Source organism: Streptomyces niveiscabiei (assembly GCF_001419795.1).
Lineage (GTDB): Bacteria > Actinomycetota > Actinomycetes > Streptomycetales > Streptomycetaceae > Streptomyces > Streptomyces niveiscabiei.
The window spans coordinates 1-17311 of sequence record NZ_LIRL01000217.1 but is presented as its reverse complement, the minus strand read 5'-3'; the positions used below and the strand labels follow the sequence as shown (position 1 = coordinate 17311).

General features: G+C 76.1%; 5 protein-coding genes and 1 pseudogene. 2 read left to right on the top strand and 4 right to left on the bottom strand.

What is annotated here, in order from left to right:
- The 4 genes from AOK24_RS12120 to AOK24_RS12105 form a co-directional block, all read right to left on the bottom strand.
- Positions 1 to 1220 (bottom strand): Gfo/Idh/MocA family oxidoreductase (locus tag AOK24_RS12120; RefSeq protein WP_063799436.1); only part of this gene is annotated, 1220 nt, incomplete at its 3' end.
- Positions 1217 to 2332, bottom strand: a complete 1116-nt coding sequence (locus AOK24_RS48440; protein ID WP_055720067.1) for a saccharopine dehydrogenase NADP-binding domain-containing protein — start codon at positions 2330 to 2332, stop codon at positions 1217 to 1219. The genes AOK24_RS12120 and AOK24_RS48440, both read right to left, overlap by 4 nt.
- Entirely contained in the window at positions 2329 to 7737 is a 5409-nt protein-coding gene (locus AOK24_RS52260) for a non-ribosomal peptide synthetase (protein ID WP_063799435.1), read from the bottom strand. The genes AOK24_RS48440 and AOK24_RS52260 overlap by 4 nt, the downstream gene beginning before the upstream one ends.
- Positions 7734 to 16835, bottom strand: a complete 9102-nt coding sequence (locus tag AOK24_RS12105; protein WP_079056774.1) for a non-ribosomal peptide synthetase — start codon at positions 16833 to 16835, stop codon at positions 7734 to 7736. The genes AOK24_RS52260 and AOK24_RS12105 overlap by 4 nt, the downstream gene beginning before the upstream one ends.
- On the opposite strand from AOK24_RS12105, the pseudogene AOK24_RS52475 reads away from it, so the two are divergent.
- Positions 16720 to 17144 (top strand): annotated as a pseudogene (locus AOK24_RS52475) (hypothetical protein); the annotation flags it as partial. The gene AOK24_RS12105 and the pseudogene AOK24_RS52475 sit on opposite strands and share 116 nt — an antisense overlap.
- Before the next feature lie 2 nt (positions 17145 to 17146).
- Positions 17147 to 17311, top strand: a 165-nt coding sequence (locus tag AOK24_RS50480; protein WP_240553837.1) for an AMP-binding protein, incomplete at both ends; no start/stop codon positions are given.

Sequence of the window (17311 nt, the reverse complement as noted above, 5' to 3'; positions counted from 1 at the left end):
CGGCGGTGTGGCCGGAGGGCGTACGGCGGGGGCTGCGTGCCATGGCGGGCGCGGCCGAGGCGGGCGAGGACCCGTTGCGGGCGGGCCAGTACCACCTGACGCTCAGCGAGATCTGGGAGGACCTCACGGCCCGGCTCGGCTACCCCGAGCTGGTCCGGCGCGGTCACCGGCTCGGGCGCGGGGCGCCGGACCAGCTCGGGGTAGCCGAGCCGGGCCGTGAGGTCCTCCCAGATCTCGCTGAGCGTCAGGTGGTACTGGCCCGCCCGCAACGGGTCCTCGCCCGCCTCGGCCGCGCCCGCCATGGCCCGCAGCGCCCGCCGTACGCCCTCCGGCCAGACCTCCGTGTACACCTCCCGGTGCGTAGGAGCCTCGGCCGGGCCGACCGGCTGCACGCTCGGCAGCCGCACCAGCCGGTGGGCCTCGCTGTCGAAGTCCAGCTCGCCGTCGTCACCCCGGGGCGCGGGCAGGGCCGGGCTCCACAGCACGGGGCCGTGCGTGCTCGCCAGGGTGAGGGTGCCGCCGCTGAAGCCGAGCGCGGCGCGGTGCAGCAGGTGGGTGTGGTTGTCGGGGTCCTCCGGATCGAGCTGGTTCAGGACGCGCAGGGTGACCGGGACGCCGTTCAGCCGGCCCTCCAGCGTGCTGAACGGCCCCCCGCCGGGCGCGGGACCGGTGAACTGCCAGGGCCGCAGCCCGCCGAGCGCCTGGCCGAGGATGTCGACCAGGTCGTACGCCACATGGATGGCGCAGGCGCCTTCCGCGTACAGCAGCTCCTGCCGCCCCGCCAGATGCCGGGCGGCGGCGAGGAAGCGGCGTACCGGCGCGAGGTGCGGATAGAAGGTGTTCAGCCGGTACTGGACGCCGTTCGCGCGCGCGGAGCGCAGGCACGCCGCCAGCTCCACCCGGTGGATCGGGTGCTCGTGCAGCACGTGCACCCCCTGGTCCATCAGCCGCTGCGCGAGCGCGGCGCCCTCCCCGCCGCCGACCCCGTTGGGTACGACCACACAGGCCAGGTCGGCGAGGTGGGGCACGTCGTCCGGGTCGGTGAGCAGGGGGACGCCGTAGCGCTCGGCGCAGGCCTTGGAGCGGGCGCTGCCCCGGCCGAGGACGCCGGTCAGGCGGAGCGGGAGATCCGGGCCCGGATTCCGGAAGGCGCTGAGGTAGACGCGGCCGAAACCGGTACCGCAGACGACGACTCGGGTCACGGGCTTCTCTCGGGTCACAGGGTTCCTTCTTCCACGGGCAGATGGGCCAGCGGGCCGTCCAGCAGACGCAGGCCGCGTACGGCGGGGGACCGGGCGATACGGCGGACCGTGCCGCCGGGGTCGGGCAGGCCGGCGAAGTGCAGCTGCCCGGGCGGGAGCCCGCCGTCGAGCAGGGCGAGCGCGGCGTGCGCGCAGGCCGTGCCGGTCAGGGCCGAGGAGTCGGTGCCGGTGAGCACCAGGGCGCCGCGCCCGTCGAGCTCGCAGGTGACGACGTGGTACGGCGTCCGCCCGGCGAGGTCGGTGAGCGTGGCCCGCGACAGCTCCTCCGCCGCCCGGTCCACGTCCGGACCCGGGGCGAGCCCGGCGCGGTACCGGTCCAGGACGGCCCGGGTGGCCTCCCCGCCGAACACCGTGTACCAGCGCACCTCGCCGACCCCGTACCGCCGGGCGACCCCCACGGCCTCCTCGGTGAGGTACGGGATCGCCGTCACGTCCCCCGCGAAGTACGGCAGCCGAACCCCGCGCTCCACCGCGAGGGCCCCGGCCACCCGGCGCCCGCCGCGCCACACGGCGGTCACCTCACCGCCCGGCCGCGCGAGCCGGTCCATGAAGTCCCGGGCCGCGGCGGGCGGAAAGTGCGGAAGCCCACCGACGCGAACCGTCAGGATGCCGGGCGGGCCACCGGCCCCGGGCGGGCCGGGGAACAGGAGCCCCGGCAGCAGGCCCGCGAGACCCGGCATCGAGCCGGCCCCGATCACCGTCGTCCGCCACCGCAGCAGCCGCTCGTACGGCGGCGGCCCTGGCAGTTCGGTGGTGTCGTTGACGTCGGCCAGGTCCGCGCCTGCCGCGAGGGCGGCCTCGGCGACCTGGTGGCCGACGGCCCGGACGGGCCCGGTGGTGTTGACGACGACGCGGCAGCCGGCGCAGAACGCGGCGAGGGCGCGGGCGTCGGCCACGTCGACCGGGTCCGGCCATACCTCCACCCCGGCGGGCAGGGGCCGGCCGGGCGGGCGGCGTACCGCCGCCCGCACCGGCCCGACGCCGAGCCGCAGCAACTCCGCCAGCACGGCCCGGCCCACCGAGCCGCCCGCCCCGACCACGCCCACCGCGACCGGGGCGCCGCGCCTCACGGCGTGCCGCCGGCCGCCGAGGCCACCTGGGCGGCGTGCGGGGCGCGCAGGCAGCCGAAGTGGTCGCCGTCGACGTCGACCACCGTCAGGTCGCCGAGGCACACCTCGCGCCACAGCTCGTCCGCCTCCTGCCCGAACCCGGCCAGGAACCGCAGCCGGCCGCGCGGGCGCACGAGGGTGATGTCACCCGCGTACGGCTGGGTGGTGTGCAGCGAGGCGGCGGCGAAGGCGTGCCGGAACACCCGGTACAGGCCCGGCACATGGGCCGCCTCGCCGTCCCCGCCCAGGGTGCGCGCGATGGCCGCCAGCCGCTGGGGCTGCGGCACCTCGCCCAGCGCGCGCATCCGGCGGGCCACCGCCTCCAGGCGCGGTTCACCGCACAGCGCGGCGAAGGCGCCGGCCGGCACCCGGCCGGGCGTGGCCTCCAGGACGGCCCGCAGCGCGGCGCCCAGCTCCTCCTCGTCGTCCGGGTACCCGGCCGCCACCGGGTCGGCGCCCAGCACCCGCGCGAAGGCGTGCTCGATCAGCAACTCGTCCTCGCACACGAACGCGGGCGGGCTGCTGCTGACCACCGTCAGCTGTTCGACGTGCGCCCCGCTCTCGGTGAGCTGCCGGGCGATCTCGGTGGCGAGCTGTCCGCCCAGGCAGTAGCCGGTGAGCCGGAACCGTCCGGCTCCGGTCGCGGTCAGCCGCCGGACGTGCTCGGCCGCGAGCAGTTCCACGAACCTCTCCGCCGGAAGGTCCACGCACGCGTCCACGTCGCCGACGGCCAGCCCGACGAGCGGCCCGTAGCCGGCCAACTGGGTGGCGAGGTCCCGGTAGGGGGCCATGGTGCCGATCCCCTCGTGCACCAGCACCTGGAGCACCCCGCCGTCCGGCGCGTCACCGAGCGGCAGCAGCGCGCTCGCCTCGCCCGCCCCCGCACCGGCCGCCTCGCCCGCACCCCGCAGATGGCGGGCCAGGGCGGCGACCGTCGGCCGGTTCAGCAGTTCCCGCAGCAACGTGTCGAACTGCTGCTCCGCCGCCTCGGGCACCTCCTCGATCAGCCGGGCGGACAGCTGGGCGAGGATCAGCGAGTCCGCGCCGAGCTCGAAGAGGCTGCGCTCACGGTCGACGGACGCGGCACCCAGCGCTCGGGCGACGACCTCGGCGAGCCGCTCCTCCAGCGCGTCGGCGGGCCCCGCCTGCTCGGCCCGGTCCGGGGCCTCCTCCACCGCGACGGCGACGGCGGCGGCAGCGGCGCGCCGGGCCAGGGCCTTGCGGTCCACCTTGCCGTTGGCCGTGAGCGGGAGCCCGTCCACGATGTGCAGCGCGGCGGGCAGCATGTAGGCCGGGAGCCGGGCCGCGAGGTGGTCGCCGACCTCGGCCGGGTCGACGTGCGCGCGGTCGGCCTTGAAGCGGACGGCGAAGACGTGCTGCCCCAGCGGCTCCAGGACGTGTCCCGCCTGCGGGAGACACACCTCGGTGCGCCCGCCCGCCTCCGTGAAGAGCCGCAGCCACTGCTCACGGGTCACGAACGTGGCGTCGGACCCGCCGCTGCGCCGCACATCCTCGGCGCCGGTCATCATGAACGCCTGCGAGATCAGGATCTCGTAGTGCTCCCGGGTCGGTTCGGTGACCAGCAGCAGCCCGCCGGGGACGAGCAGCGAGCGCAGCGCGGTGAGCGCCGCCGCCGTGTCCCGGGCGTTGTTCAGCACGCCCGCGCACACCACCACGTCGTACGCGTCGGGGGACAGGCCCTGCTCGGCCGGGTCGCCGTCCACGTCGTACAGCCCGTACCGCAGCCGCGGGTCGGGGCCGAACCGTTCGCGCGCCCGGTCCAGGAAGAAGGGGCTGACATCCGTGAACAGCCACTCCACCGGATGCCCGTCGAGGGCGGCGAGCGCGCCCGCCGTGCTCGCCCCGGTCCCGGCGCCCACCTCCAGCACGCGCAGCGGCCGGCCGGGAGCCAGCCCCTCGGCCGCCGAGCGCAGGGCGGCGGCGAGGACGCGGTTGAGGTAGGCGGACATGACGTTCTCGCGATAGGCGGCGTCGGCCGTCTCCATCCGGGCCTCGGGGAACAGCAGGTCGACCGCGCCGACCCGGTCCCGCATCAGCTCGCCCAACTGGTCCGCGTTGGCCCGCAGATAGGCCAGCAGCTCGACCGGGCCCAGCTCGTCGCTCCACACGGCGGCCACCCGGTCCCAGGCCGCCGACGCCGACGGGGGCTGCCCGGCGAGCCGGTAGCGGCCCGGCTCCAGCACCTCCAACAGGCCCTCGCCGGCCAGCACCGACAGCCAGCGCCGGATCACCCGGTGGTGGCGCGGTACGGCCGCCGTCGCGGCCACCTCGTCGGCGCCGTGCACGGCGCCGGGCGCCGCGAACAGGCCGCGGGCCCGCAGCGCCTCCAGCATCGACGCCAGCGACGCCTCGTCCAGCAGCCGGGCGAACGCGCCGATCAGCTCCGGCTCGGCGACCGCGACCGCCTCACCCGCCGCACGGGCGTCCCGCACCAGGGCCTCGTCCGGCCCGGCGGCCGGTCCGTCCGCGCGGCGCGCCGGCTGCGCGAAGGCGACCAGCCGGCGTTGCAGCGGATCGTCGCCGACGGCCAGGGCGGCAGCCGCCCCGATCGCCGGATGGCCCGTCAACGCGGCCTCGACCTCGGCGAGTTCGATGCGGTGCCCGCGGATCTTGACCTGCCCGTCCTCGCGGCCCAGGAACTCGATGTCGCCGCTCGGCAGCCACCGGCCCAGGTCACCGGTGCGGTACAGCCGCTCGCCGGTCACGGGATGGACGACGAACCGCCGGGCCGTGGCCTCCGGGTCGCCGTGGTAGCCGAGCGCCAGCCCGCTGCCGCCGATGCACAGCTCGCCCGGCACCCAGTCCGGGCGCGGGCGCAGGGCCTCGTCCAGGACGTGGAAGGTCTGGTTGGCGAGCGGCCTGCCGTACAGGATGCTCGGCCGGTCCGGGTCGACGGGCTCCTCGACGGGGTGGTGGATGGACCAGATCGCCGCCTCGGTCGCCCCGCCGAGGCTGATCAGCCGCAGCCCCGGCAGCAGGGCGCGCACCCGGTCCGGCAGCCGGACCGGGATCCAGTCGCCGGACAGCAGCCCGAGCCGCAGGTCCGACAGGCCCGCCACGTCTCCGGAGCCGGTGGCGGAGGCCAGGTAGTCGTGCAGCATCTGGAGCTGGGCGGGCACCGAGTTCCACAGTGTCACCCGGTGGCGGGCCGCAAGGCCGGCCCAGTGCGAGGGGTCGCCGCGCCGCTCCGGGTCCGGCAGGACGAGTGCGCCGCCGTGGGCCAGCGGGCCGAAGATGTCGTACACGGACAGGTCGAAGCCCAGCTGGGCGAGGCCCAGGACCCGGTCGTCGGGGCCCACGCCGAACCGGTCGTCGATGTCGGCGACCGTGTTGAGCGCCGCCCGGTGCGAGACGGTGACGCCCTTGGGCTCACCGGTCGAACCGGAGGTGTAGATGATGTACGCCGCCTCGCCGGGGTCCACCCGCCGTGGCTCGGGCGCGTGCGACGACGGCTCCAGGGTGTCCACGGCGATCGACGGCACCGCGAACGTGCCGTCGAGGTGTGTCTGCGTGAGGACGGCCCGCGCTCCGCTGGAGGCCAGGACCTGGGCGCGGCGCGCGGGCGGGTGGACGGTGTCGACGGGCACGTAGACGCAGCCGGCGTGCAGGGCGCCGAGCACGGCCGGGATCTGCTCCCAGCCCTTGTCCATCACGATCGCCACCCGGTCGCCCGCCGCGGCCCCCGTCTCGCGCAGCCGCGCGGCCACCGCGTGGGCGTACGCGACGAGGTCGGCGTAGGTCAGCGTGCGGTCGGGCGCGACGACCGCCGGCCGGGCGGCGTGGGCGGCGGCAGCGGTGAAGACCCGCTCGTGCAGCAGCCCGTCCGGCAGCGGTCGCCCGGTGGCGTTGGCCGCCGCGTGCCGGGCGGCCTGCGCCCGCGGCAGCCGCACCGGATCGCCGCCGTCCCACGGCGCGTCGGACCCGGCCAGCTCCCGGACGAGCGCGGCGAACGCGCCGAACGCGTCGTCCGCAGCCCCCTCCGGCAGGACGCCCTCCCGGACGTCCCAGCCCAGCAGGATCTCGCCGCCCGACTCCATCACCTGGCAGTCGATCCACACCTGCGGCGTCTGCGTCACCCCGTACACCACCCGCCCGACGCCGCTCTGCGGCGCCTCGGTGCCCTGGAGCGTGCTGGTGAACACCACCGGCATCAGCGCGGGCGCCGAGCGGCGGGCCGCCTCGCGCAGCACCTCGACGCCCGAGTACAGCCCGTGGTCGAGGTCCTCGAAGAGCTGCCCGCCGAGCGCCCGGGCCCGCTGCGCGAAGGACGTCCCGGCCTCGGGCTCGACCGCCAGCAGCGTCACGGACGTGAAGTCGCCGACCACCCGGCCGATGTCGGGGTGCACCGGACGCTTGGCGAAGACCGGCAGGTTGAGCGTGAAGCGCGGCTTGGCGCTCCACCGGCCGACGATCTCGGCGTAGGCGGCGAGCAGCACCGTCGACACGGTCAGGTCGCGCGCGGAGGCCCGGCCCCGCAGCGCCGCCGCCTCCTCGGCGGTCAGCCGCTCCGCGAGCCGCCGGAACCGCACCTCCCCGCCCGGCTCCTCGGCCAGGACCGGCAGGTCGGGCGCGGGCGGCAGCGCGTCGAGGCGCTCCAGCCAGTAGTCCCGGTCCCGCGCCCAGCGGGCGCTGTCGCGCAGCCGCCGCTCGGCCAGCACATGGTCACGGAAGGAGACCGGTACGGGGTCGAGCGGACGCTCCGGCTCCAGGCACAACTGCTCCAGCTCGCCCAGGAGTTGCTGGACGCCCGAGAAGTCGGTGACCAGCAGGTCGACGGAGAGGTGCACGAGCAGCCGCTCCGGGGACGCGGTGAGCCGTACGTCGAACAGCGGCCACACGGCCGGGTCGTACGTGCGCTGCGCCAGCTCGCCGCGGATCCGCCCGGCCTCCTCGGCCCCGGCGACGGGTATCCGGTGCGGCGGCACGTCCTTGAGGACCTGCTGGCCGTCCGGGTGGTACACGGTGCGCAGCGCGTCGTGCCGCTCCACCAGCGCGTCCCAGGCGCTGGCCACCCGCTCCGCGGCGACGGTGCCCGGCAGCTCGTACTCCAGGTAGGCGTGGCAGCCGATCCCGCCGTAGGCGAAGGCGTCCGTGCGGCCCAGGAGGTACGAGGACTGCACCTCGGTCAGCGGGAACGGCAGGTGCCGCCCGTCGGGGTCGGGCACCAGGGGCTCGGCGAACGGGTCGCGCAGATGGGCGAGTACGGCGTCGCGGCCGTCGCGCAGCCGCTCGCGCAACTCCTCGGTGAGGGCGCCCTGAGGCGCCCGGAAACGGATGCGGCCGTCCTCCTCCCACAGCTCGACTCCGACGGCGGCCAGTTCCGACACCAGCTCGGCGGCGCTCACAGCTCCCCCTCTTCCCAGTTCTGTTCGATGGTGTGTTCGGTCGTGCGGTGGGTGACGGCGGCGCCGAGAGCGGCCACCGTCGGGTGGGCGAAGAACGTCCTCAACGGGACTTCCACGCCGGTTCGTTCGCGCAGTCGCGCGATCAGGCGGGTGGCCAGGAGGCTGTCGCCGCCGGCCGTGAAGAAGCCCTGGTCCCGGCCCGCGGGCGGGCTGTCGGGCAGCAGCTCGGACCAGAGCGCGGCCACGAGTTCCTCGGTGGCGCCGCGTGGCGAGCCGCCCGCGTCGGCCCGGACGGCCGGGGCGGTGGGCATCGCGGCTCGCTCGCCGTCCGCGAGACCCGTCCCGAGGATCAGCGCGTCCCAGTCGTCCGTGGCGGACAGCTCGTCCAGCAGGGCGAGCTGACGGTCCATCAGGTTCTGCGGCAGGTCGTCGGGCAGGAGGCCGGTCACCGCGTCCCAGGTGAGCCTGAGCCCGTCGGCGTCCTCCAGGACCTGGTGGTCGAGCCAGACCTGCGGCGTCTGGGACACGGACCAGTGCGGTGGCGTCAGCAGCCGGGCCCGCTCGTCGTCGATGCCGAGCGCGCTGGTGAACACCACGGGCATGGCCGCCTGCTGCGGCCCGCGTTCCTGGGCGAGCTGCCGCATCACCCACACGGCCGAGACCGCCCGGTGGTCGAGGTCGGTCCACAGCCGCGCCTGGAGCCCGCGCAGCCGCGCGAGCCAGGACTCGCCCGCTCGCGGACGGTGGGCGGCCAGCAGCAGCGAGGTGAAGTCGCCCGCGATCCGGTTGATGTGCGGATGGACCTCCTGCCGGTCGAACAGGGTGAGGTTCACGGTGAGTTCGGGACTCTCCGCCTGCTCGCCCAAAGCCTCCGCGTACACGCCCAGGAGGAGGACCGACGGGGTGATGCCGTGGGCCCGGGCCCGGTCCTGGAGCCGCGCCCACACCTGTGGCGGCAGGTGCGCCGCCCGGCGCGCGAAGCGCGGGCGCCCGACGGCGGACGGCTCGCGCAGCAGGGGCAGCCGGGGCGCCGGGGGCAGCTCCGGCAGCCGCTCCCGCCAGTACGCCCGGTCGGCGGCCACGGCCTCCGGCGCGGGCCGCACCGAGGTCAGGTAGTCCCGGAACGTCGGCTCCACCGGCGGCAGTTCGACGCCGGGATCGTCCCGGAGCTGCCGCAGCTCGGTGAAGACGATCATCATGCTGAGCCCGTCGAGGACCAGGTTGTCCAGGCTGACCCCGATCCGCGTACGGCGCTCCCCGTCCGCTGCCGTGTAGTGCACGGCGCGGACGTCGAACAGGGGCCAGCGGGACGGGTCGAGGACCTGGTGGGACATCTCCTCGCGCAGCACGGCGAGCTGTTCCTCGCCCTCGGCGACGGGGATCGTGAACTCGGGTACGGTCGCGAGGACTTGTTGCCGTCCGTCCTCGTCGAACACGGCCCGCAGCATCGGATGCCGGTCGATCAGCCGCCGCCAGGCCCGCTCCAGGGCGGCGACGTCGGTGTGCTCCTCGTCCGTCTCGCTGTAGTAGTGCGAGCCGACGCCGCCCAGATCCAGCTGCGCCGTCCGCCCGATCCAGTACGCCCGCTGCACGTCGGTCGCCGGGAACGGCTCGTGCGCGTGCTCCGGGTCGAGCACCAGCGCGGGCGCCGTGACGGGCCGCCCGGCGTCGAGGGTGAGCGTCGCGGCGTACTCCTTCAGCACGGGGCGCGTGAACAGGCCCGCGATACGGGCCCCGCTCAGCCCGGCCTCGCGCAGCCGGGCCACGAGACGGGTGGCGAGCAGGCTGTCGCCGCCGAGGGCGAAGAAGTCGTCGTCCCTGCCGACCCGTCCGGCGCCCAGCAGCTCCCGCCACACGGCGGCGACCAGCTCCTCCACCGGCCCGGTCGGCTCCGTGTCCCCGCCCGACGGCACTGCGGCCGACTCCGCCCACGCGGCCAGCGCGGCCCGGTCCACCTTGCCGTTGGCCGTCAGCGGCAGCCCCTCGGGCAGCGGGACGAACGCGGAGGGCACGGCGTGCGCGGGCAGCCGCTCCGGGAGCCGCCGCTCCAGCCCGGCCAGGTCGAGGGCGCCCTCCGGCACCAGGAACGCGGTCAGCCGCTGCTGCCCGCGCGGCCCGGTCGCCACGGTCACCGCACGGGCGACGCCCGGCTGCGCGAGGAGCGCAGCGTCGACCTCGCCGAGCTCGGTGCGATGGCCGCGGATCTTCAGCTGATGGTCGCGGCGCCCCAGGAACTCCAGCAGCCCGCCGGGCCGGTAGCGGCCCAGGTCGCCGGTGCGGTACCAGCGCTCCCCGGCGTCCGTCACGAACCGGTCCGCGGTGCGCTCCGGGTCGCCCCGGTAGCCGGTGGCCACCCCGGCCCCGCCGATCCACAGCTCGCCGGGCACCCACTCCGGGCAGTCCTCGCCGAGCGGCCCGACGACCCGGAACCGCTGACCGCGCAGCGGAGTCCCGTACGGCACCGAGGGCCAGCCCTCCGGGGCGCCGCCCGTGGCGTCGTAGGCGTTGGACCAGATCGCGGCCTCGGTCGCGCCGCCCATCGCGGTCAGCCCGCAGCGGCCCCGGGACGCCTCGGCCAGCCGCCCGGCCAGGTCGAGCGGCACCCAGTCGCCGGAGACCAGCGCGACGCGCAGCCCCGGCGGCGCCTGCCCGGCGGAGGCCGTGAGGAGCATGTCCAGGAGCATCGGCACCGAGTTCCAGACGGTGACGCCGTGCCGCACGGCCAGATCACGCCAGCGCTGGGCGTCACGGCGCTCGTCCTCGGCGACCAGCACGAGCGCGCCGCCCGCGCCGAGCAGCCCGAACACGTCGTACACGGACAGGTCGAAGTCGAGCGCGGAGACCGCGAGGACCCGGTCGGCGGGGCCGATGCCGTGCCGTTCGGTGATGTCCTCCACGGTGTTCGCGGCGGCCCGGTGCGTCACCTCGACGCCCTTGGGCTCACCCGTGGACCCCGAGGTGAAGATGATGTACGCGCAGGAGTCGGGGTCGCCGGCCACCGGGGCCGCCAGGGGCTTCGGCAGCGGCCGGGCCAGGAACTCCGCGTCGAGGACGCAGCGCGCCCCCGAGGCCCGCAGCATCCGCTCGCGCCGCACCGGCGGCTGGTCGGCGCCGACGGGCACGTACGCCGCCCCGGCGGCGGCCACCCCGAGCACGGCGGCGACCTGGTCCGCACCCTTGGGCAGCGACACGGCGACCGTGTCCCCGGGGACGACCCCGCGCGCCGCCAGCGCGGCGGCGATACGCAGCGCACGCTCGCGCAGCTCACCCCGGGTCATGACCCCGTCCTCGCCCCACAGCAGCGCGGCGGGACGCGGATCGGCGGCGGCCCGGTCGAAGAACGGCAGGTGCAGCGCGCGGTGACCGCCGGGCAGCCCCGTGGCGTTGACGCGCTCACGCACCGCGCGCTGCCCGGCGGGCAGCAGGGCGGGCCGGGGCGCACGCCAGTCGCCGTCGCACAGGCGGCGCAGCAGCGTGCCGAACGCGGCGGACATCGTCTCGACGAGCCCGTCCGGGAACAACTCCCGCACCGCGTCCCACTGGTGGCGCAGCGACCCGTCCCGGCCCTCGTACACCTGGAGGTCGAGCCACACCTGCGGGGTCTGGCTGACCCCCCACACGCGCGCCGGGAACCCGTCCGGCGCGTCCATGGACACGCCGTCGTCGACGCCGAGCGCGCTGGTGAACACCACCGGCACGGCCGCGTCCCGCTCCCCGCGGGCGCGGGCCAGCTCCCGCATCACCCACACGGCGGACACCGAGCGGTGGTCCAGGTCGCGCCACAGCTGCTCCTGGAGCCCGCGCACCCGGGTCAGCCAGTCCTCGCCCGCCCGCGGCCGGTGCGCGGCGAGCAGCAGCGAGGTGAAGTCGCCCAGCACCCGGTTGATGTCCGGGTGGATCTCCTGCCGGTCGAACAGAGTGAGGTTGACGGTCAGTTCGGGGCTCTCGCTCCAGGCGCCCAGCACCTCCGCGTAGGCGGCCAGGAGCAGCGCCGACGGGGTGACGCCGTGCTCGCGCGCCCGCGCCTTGAGCCGCTGCCAGCGCTCCGCGCCGAGCTCCCCCGAGGTGCGCGCGAAACGGGGCCGGCCCAGCGTGGCGGGGTCGCGCAGGAGGGGCAGCCGGGGCGCCGGGGGCAGCTCGGGCAGCCGCTCCCGCCAGTACGCCCGGTCGGCGTCCAGCGTCTCGGGCGCGGGCCGCACCGAGGTCAGGTAGTCCCGGAACGTCGCCTCCACGGCGGGGAGTTCGGCGTCGGGGTCGGCGTACAGGGCGCCCAGCTCGGTGAAGACCGTCATCATGCTGAGGCCGTCGAGGATCAGGTTGTCCAGGCTCACCCCGATCCGGGTCCGCCCGTCGCCGCAGCGCACGGCGCGGACGTCGAACAGGGGCCAGCGGGACGGGTCGAGGACCTGGTGGGACATCTCCTCGCGCAGCACGGCGAGCTGTTCCTCGCCCTCGGCGACGGGGATCGTGAACTCGGGTACGGAGGCGAGGACTTGTTGCCGTCCGTCCTCGTCGAACACGGCCCGCAGCATCGGATGCCGGTCGATCAGCCGCCGCCAGGCCAGCTCCAGCCGGGGCACGTCGACCGAGGGCGCCTCGAACTCCGAGTAGTAGTGGGACCCGACGCCGCCGAGCCGCATCTCCCGCGCCCGCCCCAGCCAGTACGCGCGCTGCACGTCCGTCGCGGGGAACGGCTCGTGCGCGTGCTCGGGGTCCGCCACCAACTCGGGCAGTACGGGCCGGGCGCCGTCCAGGGTGAGCGTGGCGGCGTACTCCTTCAGCACGGGGGCCGTGAACAGGCCCGCGATCCGGGCGTCGCGCACCCCGCGCTCACCGAGCCGGTGCAGCATCCGCGTGGCGAGCAGGCTGTCGCCGCCGAGCGCGAAGAAGTCGTCCTCGCGCAGCACCGCGCGGACCCCGAGCAGGTCGCGCCACACCTCGGCGACCAGTTCCTCGGCACCCGGGCGAGGCGGCGTGCCCTGCCGCCCCCGCGCGGACGCCCCGGCCGCCGCCTGCCGCCCGAGCAGCTCGCGCACGGCCCGCCGGTCGACCTTGCCGTTGGCGGTGAGCGGCATGACCGGCAGCAGGACCAGCCGGTCGGGGACCATGTACGACGGCACCTGCCCGGCGGCGACCGCGCGCACGGCGCCGGTGTCGCACGGCGGGGCGTGCGGGTCGCGGACCGCGCGGATCAGCAGCGCGGGCTCCTCGCGGCGTACGTCCGTGTCCACCTCGGCGAACCCCTGGGCGCGCAGCACCTGTTCCCACGCGGCGGGCGGCAGCAGCGGACTGCCGGCCGCCCGGCGGGCCGGGTCCGCGTCCGCGAAGGCCCGGGTGGGCAGCGCGGCGCAGATCAGGCCGAGCGGCGGAAGACTGCCCTGCTCCACCGCGAGCAGCACGCCACCGGGAGCCAGCAGGGCAGCCGCCTGGGCCGCGCCCGCCGCCGGATCGTCGAAGGCGTGCAGGGAGCCCAGCGCCAGGACGGCGTCGAACGCGCCGGGCAGCCCCTCCGGCAGCGCGCCGTCGGGCAGCGCCTGGCAGTGCACGTCGTGCGGCGACGCGGCGAACCGCTCCCGGGCACGTTCGAGCAGTGCGGGGGATGGGTCGAGAAGCGTCAACCGCACCAGGTCCACGGGGAGTTGCCCGGCGACCCGCAGGGCGCCGAGCCCGCCTCGTGCCCCGACGACCGCGACCCGCAGCGCACGCCCCCCGGCCTGTGCCGCGAGGGCGCGCAGCGCGTCGGCGCAGGCCGTCGCCGCCTCCTCACCGCCCGGCAGCGCGTCCAGCGCCGCCTCCGGGGACAGCACCGGGTCGTCGAGGAGTTCCAGCGGGTCGCGCTCACCGGCGAGCATGGCCCGCAGGTCCGGCAGCCGTTCGAGGAGCCGGGCGAGCACGGGCGCGAACCGGGTCCCGGCGACGCGCCGGGCCAGGTCGTCTCCGCCGGACGGCTCAGGGTGGCGGTGCAGCCACGCGCGCCACAGGTGGACGAGCCCGCGCAGATCCTTCGCCGGACGCGGCCCGCCGTCGAGGACGCGGCCGATGACGTGCGCCACGACCTCCGTCTCCAGCGGATCGGGCCGGGCCCCCACCACCTGCGTCCGGACGCCTTCGACGGGCCCGCCCCCGGCGACGGGAGCCGGCGCGTAGGCCGCGGCCAGCACACCGTCCGCGCCGACGGCCGCGACCGCACGGCCCACACCGGGAGCCCGCTCCAGCGCCGCTTCCACCTCACCCAGCTCCACCCGGTGACCGCGCAGCTTGACCTGGGAGTCGGCCCGGCCGAGGAACTCGACGCCGCCGCCGGGCAGGTAGCGGGCCAGGTCGCCGGTGCGGTACCAGCGCACCCCGTCGTACTGCACGAACCGGTCGGCGGTGCGCTCCGGATCGCCCAGGTAGCCGTCGGCCACCCCGGCCCCGCCGATCCACAGCTCGCCCGGCACCCGGTCGGGGCAGTCCCGGCCCCGGGCGTCGACGACGCGCAGGCGCACGTTGCGCAGCGGCGTCCCGTACGGCACCGACGTCCACTCCGCGGGCACCTCGCCCCCGGTGACCTCGCACACGGTGGAGTGGATCGCGGTCTCCGTCGTGCCGCCGAGCGCCACGAACCGGCAGCCCGGTGAGCGTTCCGCGAGCCTCCCCGGCAGCTCTGCCCCCACCCAGTCGCCGCCGAGCAGCACCAGCCGCAGCCCGGCAGGGCCGCCCCCGGCGGTGCTGAGCAGCATGTCCAGCACGGACGGCACGCAGTTGAGGACGGTGACCCGGTGCCGCGCCATCAGCGTGTGCCAGCTCGCCGCGTCCTTGCGGTCCTCCTCCGCGACCAGGACGACAGCGCCGCCCACGGACAGCGCCCCGAACAGGTCGAACACCGACAGGTCGAAGTCGAGGGCGGACAGCGCGAACGTCCGGTCGCCGCCGCTCACCCCGAACCGTGCGGTGAGGTCGTCGACGGTGTTGCGGGCCGCCCGGTGCGGCACCACGACACCCTTGGGCTCGCCGGTGGAGCCCGAGGTGAACAGGATGTACGCCGGGTCGCCCTCCGGGACGGCCACCGGCTCCTTGACGGGAGCGTGCGCCAGCGCGTCCGCCACCGTCAGGCCCACCACACCCGCCGGGAGCGGTGCCGTGTCCTCGGTGACGAGGGCCACCCGCGCCCCCGCCCAGGCCAGGACGCGGTCGCGGCGGGCCGGCGGGTGGTCGCGCCCGACGGGCACGTACGCCGCGCCCGCGCTCAGGACGCCCAGCACGGCCGCGACCTGGTCGGGCCCCTTGGGCAGGCAGACGGCGACCCGGTCGCCGGGCCCGACCGCCTGCGCGGCGAGCGCGGCGGCGATGCGCCGCGCCCGGTCGGCGAGTTCGCCGTAGGTGAGGACCCCGTCCGTGCCCCAGAGCAGGGCGGGCCGGGCGGGGGTCAGCTCGGCGTGGCCGAGGACGTCCTCGTGCAGCAGCAGACCGCTGCGCGGCGCGTCGGTGGCGTTGGCACGGTCGCGCGCCTCGCGCTGGGACGCGGGCAGCAGGTCCGGGACGGGCGCGCCCCAGGGGGCGTCGGACGCGGCGAGGGAGTCCACGAGCGCGCGGAAGGCGGCGAACATCGCGTCGAGCGTGCCCTCGGGGAACGCCTCCTCCAGCGAGTCCCAGTTGACCAGCAGACCGCCGTCGAGCTCCGTGACCTGCGCGTCGAGCCACACCTGCGGCCCCTGCGAGATGATCCACACGGGACGCCCGAAGCAGGCGCGGACGTCCTCGGAGAACAGCTCGCCCAGGTTCAGCGCGCTGGTGAACACCACCGGCGCCAGCACCCGCCCGCCGCCGTGCTGGGCGCGGTTCAGGTCGCGCAGCACCTCGACGCCGGAGTACGCGGCGTGCGCCGCGTCCCCGAGGAACCGTTCCTGCACGCCGAGGGCCCGCTCCCGGAAGGGCGCCTCGCCCGCCATGTCGGCGGTGAGCAGCACGGAACCGGTGAAGTCGCCCACGAGCAGGGGCACATCGGGGTGCAGCGGCTCGCGGTCGAAGAGCGGCACGTTCAGCAGGAAGCGGTGCTCGGCGCTCCACGCGGCGAGCACCTCGCAGTACGCGGTGGCCAGCGCCATCGCCGGGGTCACCCCGTGCCGGTGCGCGCGGGCGAACAGGGCCTCGCGCGCCTGCGGGGGCAGCCAGTGGTGGCGCCGGGCGACCCGGGGCCGTACCGGGCCCTGGGCGACGGGCAGCGCGGGCGCGCCGGGCAGGTCCGGCAGCCGGGCGGCCCACCAGGCGGCGTCCCGGGCGCGGTCGCGCTCCCGCTCGGCGTGTACGGCGCGGTCCGCGAGGTAGCGCCGGTAGCTGTAGCCGATGGGGGAGAGGTCGCCGTCCCCGCGGTAGAGGACCGCCAGGTCGGCGAGGAGGACGCGCAGGCTCAGCGCGTCGGCGGCGAGCATGTCGAGGTTCAGGTGGACGCGGGTGCGGCCGTCCGGCAGCAGCGACAGCCGTACGTCGAGGACCTCGCCCTCGCCGACCCGCAGCATGCGGTGCGACAGCCGGTCGCGCAGCTCCGCCAGCCGGTTGTCCACCTCGTCCTCGGGCAGCGCGCGCAGATCGTGCACGTGCAGTCCCGGCCAGGTGGAGGTGGCCGGTGTGTGCTGGCGTCCGTCGTCGGCGAACACGGCGCGCAGTTGCGCGTGGCGGGCGAGCAGCGCGCGTACGGCACGCTCCAGGCGGCGCGGGTCGACGCCCTCGCCGTCGAACTCGTTGTAGAAGTGGGCGGCCACGCCGCCGAGTTCGTGCTCCTCGCCGCGGCCGATCCAGTAGGCGTGCTGCATGAGGGCCAGGTCGAAGGGGGACGTCTCGTCGTCGTCCGGGCCCGCTCCGGCGGCCTCGTTCGAGGTGGCGCCGGTACATCGCTCGGCGGCCAGTTCCGCCCAGGCGTGCAGCGTCGGGGTGCGGGCGAGGGACGCGAACGTCAGACGGACGCCCTCGCGGCGCAGTGCCGCGGACACGGCCATCAGCCGGATGGAGTCCAGGCCCTGTTCGATCAGGTTGTCGTGGGGACCGACCCGCTCGGCCTCGGGGCCGAGCCAGTCCGTCAGCAAGGGGCGGATCGACTGCAAGGGATCGCGTTCTGACACTGCTCACCAGCTTCGACGGCATCAGTTATTGAAAATGATATTCATTTCCTACAGTATGAACGGCGGGCTCGACAAGCCCCACCGAGCGGGATACGACCAGAAAGGGATTCACGTGCTGGACGGCTGTACGCCCTGGCCCGACGAACTCGCCGCGCACTACCGGGCCGCGGGCCACTGGCGAGGAGAGACGTTCGACCGGCTGCTGCGGGACTGGGCCCGCACCCGGCCGCACCGCACCGCCCTCGTGCACGGCGCACGGCGCCTGGACCGCGCGCGGCTGGCCCAGGACGCCGACCGCGTCGCCGGGCGNNTCGGCGTCCGGGCGGGGGACCGGGTGGTCCTCCAGCTCCCCAACGTCCCCGAGTTCTTCACCGTCTTCTTCGGCCTCCAGCGGCTCGGCGCCGTCCCGGTCCTCGCCCTGCCCCTGCACCGCCGCAGCGAGATCGTCCACCTGTGCCGGCTGGCCGACGCCGTCG